Origin of the sequence: Pseudoalteromonas sp. M8 (assembly GCF_018141365.1) — a bacterium.
GTDB lineage: Bacteria > Pseudomonadota > Gammaproteobacteria > Enterobacterales > Alteromonadaceae > Pseudoalteromonas.
Window position 1 is genome coordinate 2031827 of the sequence record NZ_CP047240.1, and the last position, 17486, is coordinate 2049312.

Sequence of the window (17486 nt, forward strand, 5' to 3'; positions counted from 1 at the left end):
CGAATCACAGGTAACTTTACTGAGGTAACAGGCTAGAATGCGTTTACTCCTGATCATTTTCAGCATAATTCTGGTTTCTAGTTTTGCCTATGCAGATCAGGCTGTGTTGAAATTGACGCAGCCTTGGCAATATCAAAATTTACACCATGTTGGAAAGGCTTATGAGGCAAATTCTAGTACAAGATTTCCTCAAAACTGGGCTGAATTGAGTACGTGGGAATCTATTCATGAACCACTAAAAAACAGAGCGCTGTTTTCTGGTCGTTATTTCTTGGTTACTAAAGTCAGAAATGAAACACCCTTAAATGAATTTGTGCTTTATCCATACAATACGGTATTAAGCAAAGTTGAGTCGAGGATATATACACCGGAAACAGTCTTGCGAGTTTTCTCTGGGGGTAAGGTCGAAAATGAATTTGCATTTCATTATGGCAATCAAGTCACGTTAGAGCCTAGTCAAGATTATTATATCGTTACTCTCTTCGAGAGTGATTTCTTTTACACCCCGGTAAAGTTGACCATTGAGCCTCTTAGAGACTTTCAGCAGGAAGTGGTCTATGAAAATCTTATTATGACGCTTTGTTTTGGTGTCGGCATTGTTTTGGGGCTGTATAACTTATTAATCTACATCGGCTCTAAAGATATCACTCATTTTTATTACGCATTATTCACTTGTGTGTGGGTATTTGCGTGGAGCCATTTTTTTCATATTCCCGACGAGTTATTTGGGTTTTACTCTGCAAACTTACATTGGTTAGGTTTTGCGCTTGCGCCATTAACTAACGCGTTATTTTATATCCATCTTCTAAAACTCAAGGACGTTCATCCAAACTATGTGTCGATTTCTATTTGGCTTGGTGTGATAGCTGCGCTTGGACTACCGTTTTGTATTCTTTTCCCTGGCTTTGGTTTTATTTGGGCGACTTTAGTAACGGGGTTAGCGCTTTGCTTCGGACTATTTGTTGGTATTACGCGTTGGACTGAAGGATTTAAGCCCGCTCGCTATTTTGTAATGGCATATATTGCAATGGCGATCCCCAATATGGTGGGTAATTTAACGAACTTAAGTTTGCTGCCTGAATCGTCGAGTAACTTATATCTTTACGGTCTAATAGGTACTGCGCTTGATGCATTACTGCTGGCCTTCGCAGTTGCGGACAAGTTTAGAATTACCAGTGAAGAAAATATAGAACTCAATAAAAACCTTGAAGCAAAGGTGTTAAAGCGGACCTATGAGTTAGAGCAGGTGGCCTCAGAACTTAGAGATGCTAGTGAGGCAAAAAGTCGATTTTTGGCAAACATGAGTCATGAAATAAGAACACCAATGACGTCAATTATTGGCTATGCCGATGGCATTATGCTCGGAGATATTAAGCCACATGAGCGTAATCACGCTATCTCCGTTATTTTGCAAAACTCGCGTCATGTACTTGGGCTAATTAATGATATTCTGGATATGTCTAAAATTGAGGCCAATAAACTAGAAGTTGAGTTGGTGGAGTCAAACCTTTTTCAAGCGATTGCGCATGTCGATTCATTATTGGGTAAGCAAATTAGAGATAAAGGACTGGAGTTTGCGCTGAATTATCATTTTCCGCTGCCTGATTTTGTGGTTATTGATCCCACTCGTTTGCGACAGATATTACTAAATCTCACATCTAACGCAATGAAGTTCACGACGGTTGGTAAAATCTCGATTGATGTGGCGTGTCAAAACGAGCGTCTCATGATTACAGTGCGAGATACCGGGATAGGAATGACAGCGGACGAGCAAAAAGAATTATTTAGCGCGTTTTATCAAGCTGACTCTTCCACATCAAGGAAATATGGTGGGACAGGGCTTGGACTAAATATCTCCAAAAGCTTAGCGAGAAAGTTAGATGGTGATATTTCGGTAGAAAGTGAGGTAGGCTCAGGTACTGCCTTTACTCTTACTGTTGGCCTATATACCACCGAGAAAACAAAGTGGGTGCAAAGTCTCGCTCAAATTGGTGATGTTCGTGAACAAGGCACAATACCTGATGAAATAAATCAAGAGCTTAAAGGTGAGGTGTTATTAGCTGAAGATAACACAGACAATAGTAAGCTTATTAAGCGTATTTTAGAGCGTATGGGTTTATCTGTGACGGCGGTTGAAAATGGTCAGCTAGCGGTACAGGCGGTACTAGATGGTGATTTCGATTTGATATTAATGGATATCCAAATGCCTGTAATGGATGGTGAGCAGGCGTTTAGCTTTATTCAGGCAACAGGGTGTAGCACGCCTGTGATTGCATTAACTGCCAACACCATGCAGCATGAAATTGAGCGTTACTTAAAACTTGGATTTAGTGATCATCTTGCAAAACCTATTGATAGAGTCGTGTTCAGTCAAAAGGTAGCCTATTATTTGGATATCCAAGTCGACGAGGAAGTTGATCTTCCTGAAGCCGAATTTTATCAGTTAAAACAACAGTATATTTCTGGGCTGCATGAGCAAATCATTCAGATAAAGAATCAAGCTAAGTATCAGGACTACGATGCGTTAGCAAGAACAGTTCATGCGATTAAAGGTACTGCTGCGATGTTTGATTGTATTGATATTCATAAAATTGCAAACGAGTTGGATGTTAAGCTGAAGAATAAACAACTAGAGTGTGTTGAAGTGCAGCTAACTGAGTTACTTGGTGCGATGACAACCGCTATTGAGTCAGAAAAGCAGCAAACCAAACAAGCTTAGGATTCTACGCCTTGTTAATATTTATAGCGGATAGGCATGATAATGAAAGGATTTTATACAACACCTTATCTTAATGGCTGCAGACTGTAGATTTGAGCCTTACTTAGGTCAGGGAAGTCCTTCCGCTGTTTATAGTTGGCATATAGATTGGAAAATATGGTGGTTTTGGATAGTTTATCTAGACTCGCAATAAATAAACGTCCACTGTTACGGTCTCCCGATATTACACTGCCTTTACAACACTGCTGAAATGAGGAGATAAGCTCTCTGATTGTGTTCTTATTGCCCGTATCCTGCAGTGCAATTTCTGCTTCTATAAAGAATGCAACCCCACTCCAATAGACTCTTTGTTGTGCGTTTAATGACCACATTTGTTCGCTCACTGTTTTAAGTGCTCCTTTATTCATTCGCGTATTTTTTGCGCCTCGGCTGAGCCCTGAGATTAATCTTGTACGAAACTCTGCAACATTAAAAATATCGTTCTCTAGCATAATGACATTTTGTAAATAGGTAGCAAGCCCCTCTGCAAGCCAGAAATCTGAGTGGTCAAGCAACGGGTGATAAAGGTGAGCAATTTCATGGTACAAGGTCCAATCTTTAATCAACACTCGGCTTGAGGTAAATCGTTTGATTTGGAGTAGAACAGCGTCGGGTTTGCCACGTTGAACCGTGGCCCATGGCACAGGCTCAGATGCGAATAAGCTCGGTTCAATGATAAATGGAAGTGTATCTTGTTGTAATATTCCCAAGGAACGCTCTGTTGCTTTAACACCGTGTTTTAGCCAAGTTTCCACATGTTGTCTATCACTGCCACTGATCCAGCTCTTATATTCGATTTCAATTTCGGTTGCCTGAGTGGATGCAATTAAGCCAAACAACAGTATAAACATTAATAATTTCATTATTTTCTCTACAATGGTTACTTTGTAAATAGACCTGAGAACGCATTATTTCATTCTTGATGTTGAGATTATCTCAACTGACCTGGTTGGGTGATTGTGTAAAACTGAATAAAACAACGTTAAAGGGAAATAAGATGAAAGTCACCGCACTTAGTTTATTGTTATTGAGTCCAATTGCTTTGGCAAACCCACTTTTAGGTACTTGGGAATTTGTTGAGGGAAAATATGCCACCACAGATGGCATTGTATCAGCGCAAGCGCCTAGCTTGACGTCGATAAAGTTAATTACGGAGGCTCACCACAGCTACATTACGCAAAGTGAAGGAAAGTTTAAATACGCTGGTGGAGGGAGTTACAAAATAGAGGGAGATAGATTTATCGAAACCTATGAATATGGAAATGTTACTTCCTTACTTGGTCGAACGATGTCATTCAGCTACAAGATTGATGGTAATTTATGGCATCATGAACTGTATGAAGATGGTAAGTTCGTCGAGAAGGAAGTATGGAAAAAAGTTCAGTGATCCCAAAGAAGATGCGTTATATCAGTCACGCATCTTCTCAGCTTCAAATCCAGTACACCGAAACACCAACATTGAGTGCAAAGCAAGTGCTAATCAAAGTGCATGCGTTTGGGGTTAATAGAGCAGACATTTTGCAAAAGCAAGGGAAATACCCTGCGCCTGAAGGCGATAGTGAGATATTGGGTCTGGAAGTGTCTGGAACGATAGTTCAAGTGGCGTCTCCTGAGTTTGAATATTTACTTGGTGATCAAGTGTTCTGTTTAACCTCTGGAGGCGGCTATGCTGAGTACGTGGTTGCACAAAGTGAATTACTCATGCCGTTAACCAAAGGCTTGTCATTGAGTTATGCGGCAGGCTTAGCAGAAGTATATCTTACGGCCTATGATGCGATTGTGCGAACTGGGCAGCTAAATTCCAATGGGATTTTACTGTGCCATGGCGGAGCTTCGGGTGTTGGCAGTGCTGCCATAAGGATTGCAAAAAGGCTAGGTGCAACGGTCATTACGACCCAAAGTAGCAAGGAAAAGGCCAAGTACGCAAAGGCTCTGGGGGCGGATTACACTATTAATTATTTAGACTGTGATTTTGCTGAAGAAATGAAAAAGCTTGGTTTGAAAGCAAATGTCATTCTTGATCCAGTCGGTGGTGAATACCTCAGAGCGAACCTAAGAGTTGCAGCAATGGATTGTCACTGTGTGATGCTCGCTATGCTAGGCGGAAGATATACAGAACTAGACTTTGCCAAGTTACTCGCGAAAAGGTTTAACTTGCACGGAAGTACGTTGAGAAACCGCTCATTGGACTATAAAACGGAATTAGTGAAAGATTTTCTGAATGAGTTTGGCTCGGACCTGCCGGATCAGACAATGAAGATACCAATATATAAGGAGTTATATTGGGATGAAATTGAGCAAGCCCACGATATTCTCGAACACAACCAGAACCTCGGTAAGGTGATAGTTAGAGTTAGTTGACTGTTTATTTATACAGTTGTTATGCTATCACTCTTAGTGATTAGAGGAGTGATTATTTTGACGTTCAAAATTGAAGAGAAAGTACCTTGCCCAGAGGAATATTGTGATTTGCGAATAGCCGCTGGATTATCTGCAAAATCTCTAGAAGCAGCCACAAGGGGACTACCTAACTCATTATATGGGGTTGCAATTCGACATAACGAACAACTTGTGGCAATGGGCCGGGTGGTTGGAGACGGAGGTTGCAATTTTGAAATTGTCGATGTTGCCGTCAATCCGCTTTATCAAGGGCAGGGATTAGGGCGTACAGTAATGGAATATATTGATGGTTACTTAGCATCAAATGTTTTGCCGGGCTCGTATGTTTCAATGATTGCAGACGAGCCAGCCTTTTACGAGAAACTGGGTTATCGCTTAGTAGCTCCAGCGAGTCAAGGAATGACAAAGAAGTTCACAGTAGGCTCCATTAAAAGCTCTAAAGTTTGAATTCTCAACTTTTTTCTTGGTAGATTAAGAAATAGCGATAGATATAGATAACTTTTGAAGGGTTGCAACCGAGTGGATCCGAATTATCGACCCTTGGCACGGGTTATAGAGAGTAGGTAGTGCTTTTCTTTATTTGAATTAGATCTAAGGTTGGTACAATCGAATGGATTCTTATTAGATAAGACTGAATATTTAGGAGTGGTACAACCGAGTGGATCCGAATTACCGAGCTTTGGCACGGGTTATAGAGAGTAGGTAGTGCTTTTTCTTTATTTTAATTAGATCTAAGGTTGGTACAACCGAGTGGATCCGAATTATCGACCCTTGGCACGGGTTATAGAGAGTAGGTAGTGCTTTTCTTTATTTGAATTAGATCTAAGGTTGGTACAATCGAATGGATTCTTATTAGATAAGACTGAATATTTAGGAGTGGTACAACCGAGTGGATTCGAACCACCGACCCCTACCATGTCAAGGTAGTGCTCTAACCAACTGAGCTACGGTTGTATTATAAGATTTGGTACGACCGAGTGGATTCGAACCACCGACCCCTACCATGTCAAGGTAGTGCTCTAACCAACTGAGCTACGGTCGTACAATAACATTCGTTTATTAATTGTTTTCAGGTCTGTGCCTGTCAACGCGTTGTAATATATAGTGACTCAGCTAACGGATCAAGCGGCTTTCAGTAATTTTTTGATTGTTTGCCTTTTTTTTGTTCATACTGGAGGGATTTCACACAGCTCGTAAAATTTTTGCCACCATTTTACATGTGCTTTCGCAGAATCTTTAAGGTTATCCAAGTGTTGTTGAAGCGTGAGCGGATCGGCAAGGTTATTATTTTGATACAATAGGTGAATAGGCTGCCAGGCAGCGATCAACTCTTCCGTAGAAAGAGATAGCATTGCCTGATACGGCTGAAGAATGGATAAATAATACTTGTTGAAGATATTGTTTATGATCTGTGCCTGCTTTTTATTTCCGCTGCTTTTGCAAATGCCATCTTTTAGCCTAAGTTGTTGTAATTGGCGTGTAGTCGCATTATTCAGCTGAGTCTGTTTACGAACGCTCGTCACCAAAGATGAGACAAATCGCTGAGAAAGCACTTTTATAGCGGGTGTGAGTGTGGTTGGGTTGAGATTTTCTGGCGTATCCATGTTTATTGCCAGCTCTGCAAGCTCGTTAACGGCCTCTAGCATGTTGCTGTGGGCTGCTGGCAGCTCTAGTGGCACTTCTTCAGCGATTAACAAACTCAAACTTGCCAACTCTCTTTCAAATGTCATCATATGAAGAAAATAGCGTGGAAGCTGTTGATTCTTTTCCTGTACTGCTTGAGTTAATGTTTGTTTCAGCTCGTCGCTCGTGTTTGGATGCTGAATGCAGTGAGGCGCTTGTTGAATAAATAAGATGTTGTATTTCAAGCGTTCGCTTGGGTAACTTACTTTCCCTAATTGATTATTGTGCGCAGCGATGAGATTTGTGACTTTGCAGTGTCCAGCGGTCGCGATGTCTAACATAGAAATAGTTAGCTCACTTGTCGGCAATGGTACTTTTTGTACCTCCGGATTGTAAAGTGGCGCTGGGAGTACCACCTCTATGTCTGTTGCGCTCGCCAAACGTTGTTGATATTCAACGGCAATATCGGTCGGCTGCTTGCTGCAACCGGCCAAAGTAAAAAGTAATAGCGTACTAGCTATTCGCTTGACTAATCTCAAATTTCACCCGTTTGTTTACGCATGTCACCAATAATACAGCCGCCGTACTCAAGCCAATAATAATACCAATCCAGAAGCCTTGAGGACCCATCGCAGGCGTTATTAAATCGGTCTTTGCTAATACATAGCCTAATGAAAACCCAATTAGCCAATATGATACAAAGGTAACCCAAGATATTGGCTTAGTATATTTTAGCCCCCTTAACACACCATTTGCCGAGACTTGTAATGCATCGGGCAATTGATACAAACAAGCCAGCACCATAATGCTGGTTGCAAGAGCGGCTACTTCAGTATTGTTGGTATAGAGCCAAACAATCTGATCTCTTCCTATATACGTAATGAGTGCGACAAATAGAGCAATTAAGGTGGCCAAAAGAAACGCGGTATTCACCGAAAGCTTAAGTTGGTCTAAGGCACCTTGTCCAGTTAGATTGCCGATCCGGATGGCAATAGCCATCGACAAACTTAATGGCATCATAAACAGCATTGTAGTGACGCTGGCTGCAATTTGGTGACCGGATACGGAAATAGGACCTAGATCTGCAATAAATAATGGAATGCACGCAAATAGCGTGACCTCAAAGAAGGTAGCCAGTGCAATTGGGAAACCAAGTGCTGCAACATATTTCATCATAGTTAAACTCGGTTTGGTAAAGCCGCTAATGAGGGCCTTTCCATCTATGTGTTTACTGTTCAAGCTATACACCCACTGTGCAATTGCCATTGACCAAAGCACGATGGATGTAGCGAGGCCACAGCCCGCACTACCAAGCGCTGGCGCGCCAAATTTACCATAGATGAAAATATAGTTAGCAACGACATTGATACAAAGACCAACAATACTGATGTAAAAAGCAGGCTTTGTTTGGCCAACCCCTTCGGTGACATTGCGGTATACCGTAAAGATCAAAAAGCCCAAGAGACCCCATTTCACAAAATCAATATAGCCTTGAGCGAGGGCCTGAACATTCTCACTTGCCCCAATATTTGAAAAAACAATAGAAGTAAAGTTCGCTAAAACCAAACCGACGGTAAAAAGCGCTAAAGCGAGATACAAGCTTTGCTGGAAAAATCGTTTGATCCCTGCGGGGTCATTAGCACCATGGCAATGCGCAACAATACTCGTAAGTGCAAGTAAGATCCCTTGTAAACTAAAAATCAAAGGGTTCCAAACACCCGTAGCAATAGAAAGAGCAGCTAAGTCTTCAGCACTGACTTGACCTGCCATCATCGTATCAACGACGGTCATTAAGACTAAAGTAACTTGAGCGAGAAAAACGGGGATCGCAAGTTGAAGCAAGCGCCTGGCTTCCCAAGTTGAAAAATTCATGGTGAGATACTACTTAAGGCGTAAAAACGTTAGTTTATTTTAGTGCTTTGTTTTTAGCAAAATTTTGCGGCTAGCAGTCGCAACTATTTTTATCTAGTCGGATATTCAATACAAATTAAGTACATCTCTTAGTGCGATTTCGCTACAATCTCAAGGATAAATTAAGAGGGTAGATATGTTTACAGGAATTGTTCAAACAAAAGCGACGGTGGTGTCGGCGAAGCAGGTCGATAATATTTTAAAATTAGTTATTTCTGTTGGTGCTGAATACCTCGATAAGCTGACCTTGGGTGCGAGCATAGCAATTAACGGATGCTGCCTAACGGTGGTGCACTTCGAACAGCCAGAAAATGATGTGGTAGGGCAAGTTTGCTTTGATGTGATTGATGAAACATTGAGACTCACTAATCTAGGTGAAGTACAAAGAGGGTCACAGGTAAATTTTGAGCGCTCGATGACATTTGGTACAGAACTCGGCGGTCATATAATTTCAGGGCATATTCAAACAAGCGCGAATATCAGCGAAATACATCGCAACGAAGGCAACTGTAGGATGCATGTAGCATTGTCAGAAACGTGGCATAAGTATGTTATGTACAAAGGCTTTATTGCGGTAAATGGTGCGAGTTTGACAGTGGGGGAGCTTGATCACACCGGCTTTTGGTTACACCTAATACCTGAAACGCTGGCGCTTACCAATTTGGGTACGATGCGTGTGGGAGATACTGTGAATATAGAGGTTGACCAACAAACCTATACGATTATTAATACCGTTGAAAATTACATGAAGAAGCAAACTCTACTGAAGCACAACTAGTACCTTGCCCGAGTAACGCCCTTTACCTCTATCTGCAGGTACCAAAAGCATTAGCTAAGGTTGTGTCAACTCGATAAGCAGCTCGCAAATGAGCTGCCCGTTATCTATATACTTCTACTTTGATTAAAACACTTGTTCGTCGTCGCTATCAACCCTAAGCTCAAGCTTATTGTGCAGTTGGTCTAAGTGCATATTTAGGTGTATTGGATTGCAACAAGCAGCACAGTCTTCGTAGTAGTCCTGATCGCCTTCACTTGTATCAAGATTGACAAAAATATGATGTCCACAATGCGGACATTCAATACGTTGTTGATATAGGTTTTTCATTGGCCCTCCACCTGAATTGGCCAAACTAAATACCTTTTAACTATAGCGCATTGTGACGAAAATATGGCAGTTATTTGAGCAGGGCTTGCACTTGTTCTGCCGCATCCCGTATGTACTTGCCAGCAAACAAGTTTGCCTGCACCAGAAGAGGATATAAGCGATAAATGTCTAAACGCTCAGGTGAATTTTCTGCGAGTGGATAGATAGACTCGTAACCACGATAGAAGTCATCTGGTAGTGGAGCGAATAACGAAGCCATCGCAATATCAACTTCTCTATCACCATAATAGCAAGCAGGGGAAAATAGCACGGGTTTTTGATGGCTAAAGCCAATGTTACCATGCCAAAAATTACCGTGAACCAGAGACGGTTGAACTTGGTGCGGAAGAAGTGGCTTAAGTTGCTCCACAAATGTGTCGATATCAGTGAGGATAATCCCTTTTTCAGCGAGCAGTTGTAGTTGCCAACCAATTCTTTCCTCAGCAAAAAAAACTTCCCATTTTTTGTGCCATTGATTTGGTTGCGGCAGCTCATGAATGTAATTGTCTTCTTCTAGGCCGTACATTTCCTGTTCATGACGTTGGTGCATTTTAGCAAGGCTTTGACCGCACTCAAGCCAGTTTTCATTGCGATGATCTAGTTCTAACCATTCCAGTACAATAAAACAAAATTCAACACTCGTACCCAGTGTTATTGTATCGGCAACGAGGAAATCAGAGTCGCGAATAAGCTTTTCACGATTAGATGCTTCACACTCAAATCGCTCTAAAGCTTGAATAGGAGCTACTTTGACCAAAAATTGATGGGTATCGTCTGCAATCTTATAAAGTTTTTTAGACCCATAACTTTTTAAGGTTTTTTTCGAAGAAAACTCAAAAGCGTCATGGAGAGATTCAGAGATTTGTTGGTTGACTTTGTTCCACATAAGTTAGATCCAACATATTCACTTACTCTAAAATATGGTTGAAATTCTCAAGATCACAAATACTTGAGGCCTTTTTCTAAAAAAAATAAAATATCATGTCTGTCATTTTATCCAAGGGAAGTACATTGAATAAAAATATCATCACCAATCTACTGGCGATACTGCTAACCGGTACTGGCTTCGCACTGGAAAACGATGTGTTGTTTTCGGTTGGATTGTTTGCACTATCTGGTGCAATGACGAATTGGTTAGCGGTACATATGTTATTTGAGAAAGTGCCTTTCCTCTACGGTTCAGGGGTTATTACGCTCAAATTCGAGTCGTTTAAAACGTCGATTCGAGAGCTCATCTTGAGCGAGTTCTTTAGTAAAGAAAAACTAGAAAAGTTTCTCGGCAAGGAGCACCCAAAGTTTGACTTGGCACCTATCGCTAATAAAGTCGATTTAAATCCTGCGTTCGACCGTTTGTTAAGTGTGATTGAGGCGTCTCAATTTGGCGCGATGTTACAGATGTTTGGTGGGACTGAAGCTGTACAACCGTTGCGAGAACCATTTATAGAGAAAATGCGATTAGCAATAGTTGAGCTTGGTGAACAGCCAGAGTTTGATGCTGCAATTGGTGAGTCACTCAGTAGTGGCCTACTTGGCGATGATTTACATCAAACCATTGAAAAAGCGGTAGATGAGCGACTTAATGAGCTAACGCCGCAAATGGTAAAAGAAATTGTACAAACCATGATTAAGACTCACTTAGGTTGGTTAGTTGTGTGGGGTGGGGTTTTCGGTGGTCTATTTGGGTTGTTGGCTGCAATCGTATAGTTGAACAGAGAAAAAGGCGTAGTCAGGGATTGCTACGCCTTGCTTTCTGTTTACAAACATGTCGACATGACTACTTTGAACCTGAGACAAAAATAGTCTTTTGGTCTACTTGAGCGATGTCTTTGATGCTGGTCCGTGTACTGCTGTCTACACCGAGGAAATCAGCGGCTTTGTTGAATCCATAGGTGGCTGCAAATTTACCGATTGGCATATCATTACAGTGTAGTTTTTCCTCGACAACTCGTTTTTTGAGGTGATTATCTTTAATGGTGTGGAACAGGTGGATTCTATTGTCTTTGACAACCGACATACAAACTTTGGTGGCTCTGCTATCATCCGCAGCAACAAAATCTGCTGCAGAAGCTGTTCCTACTACTAAAAGCGAGGTTGCACATACTAAATTTAACAGTTTCATGATTAGCTCCTTGGCTATCTCTAGGACACGTTATTAGTATTGCGAAAGTTTTCATGTAATGCTGTAAACCAAGTAATTCTGAATGTAATAGAGTATGTCAAATGTGTACCAGAATTCTAACTGCATGTAAAATATTGGATTATTTTATTTCTGAAGATACAGATAGTTGAAACTTTTTTTGCTATAAAATACTATTATCGATAATTTAACACCTCATTCTTACATTTACCTCTTATCTGCTACTTGTGTGTCAAAACGTGTCAATATAGATGCTAATTTACATTTTGTAATGGCAGCTAAGCCTTTTCAAATTACTCACTGATGACAACATGCGTTATAATATCTGGACGTTCGTCGTAATTACTTGTGACTGAAGCTCATAAATGCGTAAAGTGCGATGGCATGAGTTAAAGTCACAAAAAAACAATAGAGATGACAAAAAATGTATAAATTTGCTCCCTCCATAGTCGTAGCTGGCATTGCCGCAGCTTTGATGGGCTGTCAGGATAATGGCCCACAAAAAGAAAAAGTTACCATAGAGAAAAACCCATACCCAAGTACTTACAAGCCTGTACCTTCTCAATCAACCCTAATCACTAATGCAACCGTTCTGACCGGAACCGGTGAAAAGATAGAACAAGGTGATGTATTTATTGTTGACGGTAAAATCAAGCAAGTTGGTAAAGACCTATCTGTCACGGCAGATATTACCATTGATGCTGAAGGTAAATGGGTAACACCTGGCATCATCGATGTACACTCTCATTTAGGGGCTTACCCCAGCCCAAGCGTAGAATCGCACAGTGATGGTAATGAAATGATTAATCCTAATACTTCACAAGTATGGGTTGAGCATTCTGTATGGCCGCAAGATCCTGGCTTTAACCGAGCTAGAGAAGGGGGATCACCACGCTACAAATCTTACCTGGCTCTGCAAACCTATTTGGTGGTCGTGGTGTTACCTTAAAGAATGTGCCAGCACCAACAATGCAAGCAATGAAATTCCCAGATGCGCCATATGGATTAAAGATGGCATGTGGTGAGAATCCAAAGCGTGTATATGGCTCCAAAGGTGTTGCCCCTTATACTCGCATGGGTAACATGGCAGGATACCGTGAAGCTTGGATTGAAGCTGGTGAATATAAGCGCGCTTGGGAACAGTACGAAGCCGAATATGCTGCTGGCTTGAATCCGGATGCACCAAAACGTGATATCAAGTTCGATACGCTTCGCGGTGTGCTAGATGGTGAAATCTTGATTCATAACCATTGTTACAAAGCCGAAGAAATGGCAATGATGATCGACTTGTCTAAAGAGTTTGGTTATCACGCAGGGACCTTCCACCACGGTATTGAAGCATACAAGATTGCAGATCTGTTAGGTGAAAACGGTAACTGTGCTGCGCTGTGGCCAGATTGGTGGGGCTTTAAGATGGAAGCCTATGATATGGTTCAGGAAAACGTTGCAATTGTCGATGCAGTGAAAAACTCATGTGCAATTGTTCATTCGGATTCAGATACCACAATTCAACGCTTGAATCATGAAGCCGCAAAAGTGATGAACACGGCTAACCAGTCTGGCTTTAACATCAACGAACAGCATGCAATTAAATGGATCACCTCGAACGCTGCTAAATCGTTAGGCATTCAGGATAAAACAGGATCGCTTGAGCAAGGCAAACAAGCCGATGTAGTAATTTGGAACACCAACCCGTTTAGCGTGTACTCTCGTGCAGAGCAGGTCTTTGTGGATGGTGGTAAAGTCTATGATCGTCACGATGAAAAATATCAAGCGGTTAGTGATTTTATGTTAGGTCAAAAGTAAGGAGTTGATGAGATGAAAACCATGAAACTAACCATGATCACTAGCGCACTGTTAGCTCACTCTGTTGCTTTTGCCAATGTTACCGCAATTACTAATGCAACGATCCATACCGCGACAGATGCTGGCGTACTTGAAGGTGCGACCTTAGTTATCGAAAACGGTAAAATAAAAGCGATTAACCCAGATAACGTGACTGCTGATGTAACGATTGATGCCAGCGGTAAGGTTGTGACTCCAGGTTTTATCGGCTCAATGAACCAACTTGGTTTAGTTGAAGTTGGTGCTGTTGCTGCTTCTCGTGATGCAGGCGATGACGATGCCGGAGTAGATTTTGATGCAAGCACCGCATTTAATCCACGTAGTAGCTTAATTGCCTATGCAAGAAAAGGCGGTGTAACGCAAAATTTTGTTGCACCTTGGGGTGGTAAAAGTGAGTTTGCAGGGCTTGGTTTTGTTGTTGACTTATCTGGTGAATTTAACAGTGTGACCGACAAGCAAACAGCGTTAATTATTCATCTGGGTGCCAAAAGCAAAGGGTCTCGTGCAAAAGCGTTAGATAACGTTGTTAAAAAGTTTGAAGCACAGCAAGAAAAGCTTGCTAAGAAAGACAAAAAAGACGAGGGAAAACCGAGTTCAGAAGAACAAGTGTTAACTCAAGTGCTTGCGGGTGATATGCCTGTGATTGCGACGCTTTCAAGAGCGTCGGATATTCTTGAAGCGATTAAGCTAAAAGAAAAGTTTGGTTTAGATCTGATTATTCAGGGTGCTGATGATGCGGTAGTGGTCGCTGAGCAATTAGCTGAGGCGAAAGTACCAGTTATTTTGAGTGCGGTATCAAACCTACCAGCTAGCTTTGACTCAATGCATGCAAGTCTAGATAACGCAGGTAAGCTTGAGAAAGCAGGTGTCAATGTCATCCTGTCAATTGGTGGTGACGGTAGTCATAACGTCTACCAGCTACGTTTTGATGCAGGTATTGCTGTAGCAAATGGCATGAGTCATGAAGGCGCACTTAAGGCGGTTACCGCTAACCCTGCGAGAGCACTGGGCATTGATGGCGGTGTGATTGAAGCAGGTAAACGTGCAGACATCGTAATTTGGAGTGCGGATCCTTTCGAATTCAGCACCACAATCGATAAAATCTGGATCAATGGTGAGGAAGTGTCTACTGAGTCACGCCACGATAAACTAAGAGACAGATATACGACAGATTCTGATATGCCAAGAGCGTATACGAAGTAATATTTTTATACAGGGCCTCATTTGAGGCCTTTTTTAGTTCGATTTGTCCCGTCCTAAATAACCTGAGATTTGGGTAAGGAATGAGCTAACTAATTGTTCTTAAAAATAATTAAATTATTTCCTTATCTAGCCAGTGAGTTTTAGGGATAACTCCGCTCTCGCGTCCTGCTACCGCCTAGGTACCTACATCCTTGTAGGCAAGGCGAATTTACGCACCAATAGCAGGCTATTGGAAGTGAATTCAACGCAGTTAGCGCTAAAACTGGCTGCTAGAAAGGCATTAATTATCCGAAGTTCAGGTTAAATACATTTGGCGGGTTTTGGCAACCCCGCTATTTTTGTTGCTTGTTTGGCTGGGCCTTTTGGAAATAACTTATACAAATAGATGCTATTGCCTTTATCCTCGCCTAGTGCTTTAGCCATTGCCTTTACCAGCATGCGGATCGCGGGGCTGGTATTGTATTCGAGATAAAAATTTCTCACAAACTCAATGACTTCCCAATGTGCATCTGAAAGCTCAATATTTTCTTCTGCGGCTAGAAGTGGTGCTAAATCTTTAGTCCATTGAGTATGGTCTAGCAAATAGCCTTGTTTATCTGTCTCGATAGTTTGGTTGTTAAATTCTAGCATGATGATTACCAAGTAATTGAATTGTTCATCGTAATGGTCAGCTCAACCCAATCTTTGTCAGAAATAAGCTTTACTCCGGCTTCTGGGACAATACCTCTGGCACTGGCGCAAGTTTGCAGCATCACCACATTTGCATCTCCAGCTGAGATACGCGTTTGACCAAAGCAGCCATCATTACATAATAAAATAGTGTCGTGATGGGATACAAACTGCAGCTGATCGCATGCTTCGATACTAGAAATAATATGTAGCGTACTCATAGTGTCACCACAAAGTCATGTTGTTTGATTAACGCAAGGATTTCATGTTGACTTTTGATTTCAGTATCAACAGCAAGGGAGTGTGCCGATACGTTAAACTCCTCCATAGCTGACTGGCAGGCATAAACTCGCTCGACATCATAAATTTCCAGAGTTTTTAATTGCTTAAACATGTCTTTTAAACCCAGTGTGGGCGCATTGAGGGTTTTCTGGAGCGATAGCACTGCAGGACCGGTAAAAAGCCAACTTACTTGTTGATCAATCGCTGCATAGATTAGTGCGACATCCAGCGCTTCTTTCAGACTATTTTGGTCAAATGGACTGGTTTGAGAAATGATTAACACGTTTTTACTCATTTAAACTGCATCCACTTATCAGACTTACTCGAGATCATGGCAAACTCCGCAAGGCCAGCAACGGTGAAAGGGCTAACGTCTTCGATGCTAACGCCGCGTTTTTCCGCAGCTGTGACACACAGCAACAGGGGGATCCCTTTATCTTTGATGCGTTGCCAAAGTGCGTTGACTTGCAATTCGTCGGAAGCGTGTACGATATTTTGACTGGCGTGATAAACACCATCTTGGTATAGAAAGATACACGCGATTTGATGGTCACTTTTAATAGCGGCATCGACATACCGTTCTAGTAAAGTTAACTTTGACTGTGCAGCTACGCCAAAGTGAACTGATATGGCTATTTGACTCAAATTTTACTCATAAAAAAAGCCCCGTAATGGGGCTTATTTTATCAGAAATTCTGAGTTAGTCATCCGACGCGCCTAAAAGGGCAAGGATACTGGTAAATAAGTTATAAATACTTAAATACAAGCTCACAGTTGCAAGCACGTAGTTTGTCTCGCCGCCATTGATAATTCGGCTTGTATCATAAAGGATAAAGCCAGACATTAATAACACGACTGCCGCGTTAATTGCCATAAACGCGATGCTAGATCCAATGAACAAGTTTACTAGGCTTGAGATAATAACCACGATTAAACCAACCGTTAAAAAGCCACCCATAAATGAGAAGTCTTTTTTCGTAGTTAGTGCATAAGCTGATAAACCGAAGAAAATTAACGCTGTTGTGCCAAGTGCTTGTGCTATCAACATGCCACCATTTGGTAGTGCAGCATAGTGATTAAGCATAGGCCCAAGGCCGAAACCTAAAATACCAGTAAATAAGAATACAAGACCGATAGCAGAAGATGAGTTTGCTTTTTTACCGATAACAAAAAGCAAACCAAATGCAACTAATGAACAAACAATACCGGTAAATGCTGGTAATGCCATTGTCATTGAAATTGCGGCTGTTACTGCACTAAACGCTAATGTCATTGCCAACAGGAAGTAAGTGTTTTTCAACACTTTGTTTGTTTCCATTGTCGACATGACAGGTTTTGCAGTGTTGTATGAATGATTGAATGCCATGATTCAAGCTCCTTAATAAAACATGCTGATCCCAAAAATAACTAAGATAAGAGTATCAATTGTTATATGTTGGGGCAATGATTTCTGGATCAATATCTGTCGTTAATTGGGTCTCTACAGTAATATTTACTCAATACGTAAGACTTTG

The 17486-nt window shown here is 41.5% G+C and carries 18 protein-coding genes, 2 tRNA genes and 1 pseudogene; 8 read left to right on the forward strand and 13 right to left on the reverse strand.

The annotated features are described in order from the left end of the window. Positions 1-37 precede the first annotated feature (37 nt). Positions 38-2719 (forward strand): ATP-binding protein, encoded by a 2682-nt coding sequence (locus GSF13_RS13795; protein WP_211868812.1) that lies wholly within the window; start codon positions 38-40, stop codon positions 2717-2719. Between the two features lie 65 nt (positions 2720-2784). On the opposite strand, the gene GSF13_RS13800 is transcribed toward GSF13_RS13795, so the two are convergent. Further along, positions 2785-3621, reverse strand: coding sequence for a hypothetical protein (locus GSF13_RS13800; RefSeq protein WP_211868815.1), 837 nt, complete (start codon positions 3619-3621; stop codon positions 2785-2787). A 134-nt stretch (positions 3622-3755) separates the two neighbouring features. Here GSF13_RS13800 and GSF13_RS13805 point away from each other — a divergent pair, with 134 nt between their 5' ends. The 3 genes from GSF13_RS13805 to GSF13_RS13815 are packed head-to-tail and all read left to right on the forward strand — an operon-like array spanning position 3756 to position 5605. Then, the gene (locus tag GSF13_RS13805; protein WP_010604606.1) at positions 3756-4145 is read left to right on the forward strand and encodes a hypothetical protein; all 390 of its coding nucleotides are present in this window, start codon (positions 3756-3758) and stop codon (positions 4143-4145) included. After that, the gene (locus GSF13_RS13810; protein ID WP_206472824.1) at positions 4127-5119 is read left to right on the forward strand and encodes an NAD(P)H-quinone oxidoreductase; all 993 of its coding nucleotides are present in this window, start codon (positions 4127-4129) and stop codon (positions 5117-5119) included. Before GSF13_RS13805 ends, GSF13_RS13810 begins: the two co-directional genes overlap by 19 nt. 57 nt (positions 5120-5176) lie before the next feature. Continuing rightward, the gene (locus tag GSF13_RS13815) at positions 5177-5605 is read left to right on the forward strand and encodes a GNAT family N-acetyltransferase (RefSeq protein WP_102056700.1); all 429 of its coding nucleotides are present in this window, start codon (positions 5177-5179) and stop codon (positions 5603-5605) included. Between the two features lie 430 nt (positions 5606-6035). Here GSF13_RS13815 and GSF13_RS13820 read toward each other — a convergent pair. The 4 genes from GSF13_RS13820 to GSF13_RS13835 all read right to left on the reverse strand — a co-directional run bounded on the left by GSF13_RS13820 (position 6036) and on the right by GSF13_RS13835 (position 8653). Next, a tRNA-Val gene (locus GSF13_RS13820) sits at positions 6036-6112 on the reverse strand. An 11-nt stretch (positions 6113-6123) separates the two neighbouring features. Then, positions 6124-6200 (reverse strand) — tRNA-Val (locus tag GSF13_RS13825). A gap of 124 nt (positions 6201-6324) precedes the next feature. After that, entirely contained in the window at positions 6325-7320 is a 996-nt protein-coding gene (locus GSF13_RS13830) for a DUF3080 family protein (protein WP_211868817.1), read from the reverse strand. Beyond that, positions 7295-8653 carry an MATE family efflux transporter gene (locus GSF13_RS13835; protein WP_102056702.1) on the reverse strand — a complete coding sequence of 453 codons (1359 nt, stop codon included), beginning with the start codon at positions 8651-8653 and terminating at the stop codon, positions 7295-7297. The genes GSF13_RS13830 and GSF13_RS13835 overlap by 26 nt, the downstream gene beginning before the upstream one ends. A 175-nt stretch (positions 8654-8828) precedes the next feature. On the opposite strand from GSF13_RS13835, the gene GSF13_RS13840 reads away from it, so the two are divergent. Next, positions 8829-9470 (forward strand): riboflavin synthase, encoded by a 642-nt coding sequence (locus tag GSF13_RS13840; RefSeq protein ID WP_010604611.1) that lies wholly within the window; start codon positions 8829-8831, stop codon positions 9468-9470. 123 nt (positions 9471-9593) lie between these two features. Here the strand turns inward: GSF13_RS13840 and GSF13_RS13845 are convergent, their stop codons facing one another. Both GSF13_RS13845 and GSF13_RS13850 read right to left on the reverse strand, forming a co-directional pair. Next, positions 9594-9797: a CPXCG motif-containing cysteine-rich protein gene (locus GSF13_RS13845; protein ID WP_010604612.1), complete on the reverse strand. Its 204-nt coding sequence runs from the start codon at positions 9795-9797 to the stop codon at positions 9594-9596. Between the two features lie 70 nt (positions 9798-9867). After that, positions 9868-10722, reverse strand: a complete 855-nt coding sequence (locus GSF13_RS13850) for a fructosamine kinase family protein (protein WP_010604613.1) — start codon at positions 10720-10722, stop codon at positions 9868-9870. A gap of 125 nt (positions 10723-10847) precedes the next feature. On the opposite strand from GSF13_RS13850, the gene GSF13_RS13855 reads away from it, so the two are divergent. Then, on the forward strand, positions 10848-11540 hold the full coding sequence (locus GSF13_RS13855) for a DUF445 domain-containing protein (RefSeq protein WP_174168964.1): 693 nt from the start codon (positions 10848-10850) through the stop codon (positions 11538-11540). Positions 11541-11610: 70 nt separating this feature from the next. Here the strand turns inward: GSF13_RS13855 and GSF13_RS13860 are convergent, their stop codons facing one another. Beyond that, positions 11611-11955 carry a DUF3718 domain-containing protein gene (locus GSF13_RS13860; protein ID WP_010604615.1) on the reverse strand — a complete coding sequence of 115 codons (345 nt, stop codon included), beginning with the start codon at positions 11953-11955 and terminating at the stop codon, positions 11611-11613. Between the two features lie 442 nt (positions 11956-12397). On the opposite strand from GSF13_RS13860, the pseudogene GSF13_RS13865 reads away from it, so the two are divergent. Together GSF13_RS13865 and GSF13_RS13870 are read left to right on the forward strand one after the other, a co-directional pair. After that, positions 12398-13779: pseudogene (locus GSF13_RS13865) on the forward strand (amidohydrolase). 12 nt (positions 13780-13791) lie between these two features. Further along, entirely contained in the window at positions 13792-15021 is a 1230-nt protein-coding gene (locus GSF13_RS13870) for an amidohydrolase family protein (protein ID WP_206472835.1), read from the forward strand. A gap of 300 nt (positions 15022-15321) precedes the next feature. Here GSF13_RS13870 and GSF13_RS13875 read toward each other — a convergent pair whose 3' ends face one another. From GSF13_RS13875 to GSF13_RS13895, 5 genes are read right to left on the reverse strand one after another with little or no spacing between them, the layout of a single operon-like run. Then, on the reverse strand, positions 15322-15651 hold the full coding sequence (locus tag GSF13_RS13875) for a TusE/DsrC/DsvC family sulfur relay protein (protein WP_045989037.1): 330 nt from the start codon (positions 15649-15651) through the stop codon (positions 15322-15324). Positions 15652-15656: 5 nt separating this feature from the next. Beyond that, the gene (locus GSF13_RS13880) at positions 15657-15911 is read right to left on the reverse strand and encodes a DsrH/TusB family sulfur metabolism protein (RefSeq protein ID WP_174168962.1); all 255 of its coding nucleotides are present in this window, start codon (positions 15909-15911) and stop codon (positions 15657-15659) included. Continuing rightward, complete coding sequence (locus GSF13_RS13885; protein WP_211868819.1) at positions 15908-16267, reverse strand: DsrE family protein; 360 nt, start codon at positions 16265-16267, stop codon at positions 15908-15910. The genes GSF13_RS13880 and GSF13_RS13885 overlap by 4 nt, the downstream gene beginning before the upstream one ends. Next, positions 16264-16617 carry a sulfurtransferase complex subunit TusD gene (gene tusD / locus GSF13_RS13890; RefSeq protein ID WP_010604621.1) on the reverse strand — a complete coding sequence of 118 codons (354 nt, stop codon included), beginning with the start codon at positions 16615-16617 and terminating at the stop codon, positions 16264-16266. The genes GSF13_RS13885 and tusD overlap by 4 nt, the downstream gene beginning before the upstream one ends. Positions 16618-16672: 55 nt before the next feature. After that, on the reverse strand, positions 16673-17338 hold the full coding sequence (locus GSF13_RS13895) for a Bax inhibitor-1/YccA family protein (protein WP_010604622.1): 666 nt from the start codon (positions 17336-17338) through the stop codon (positions 16673-16675). Positions 17339-17486: the final 148 nt, after the last annotated feature.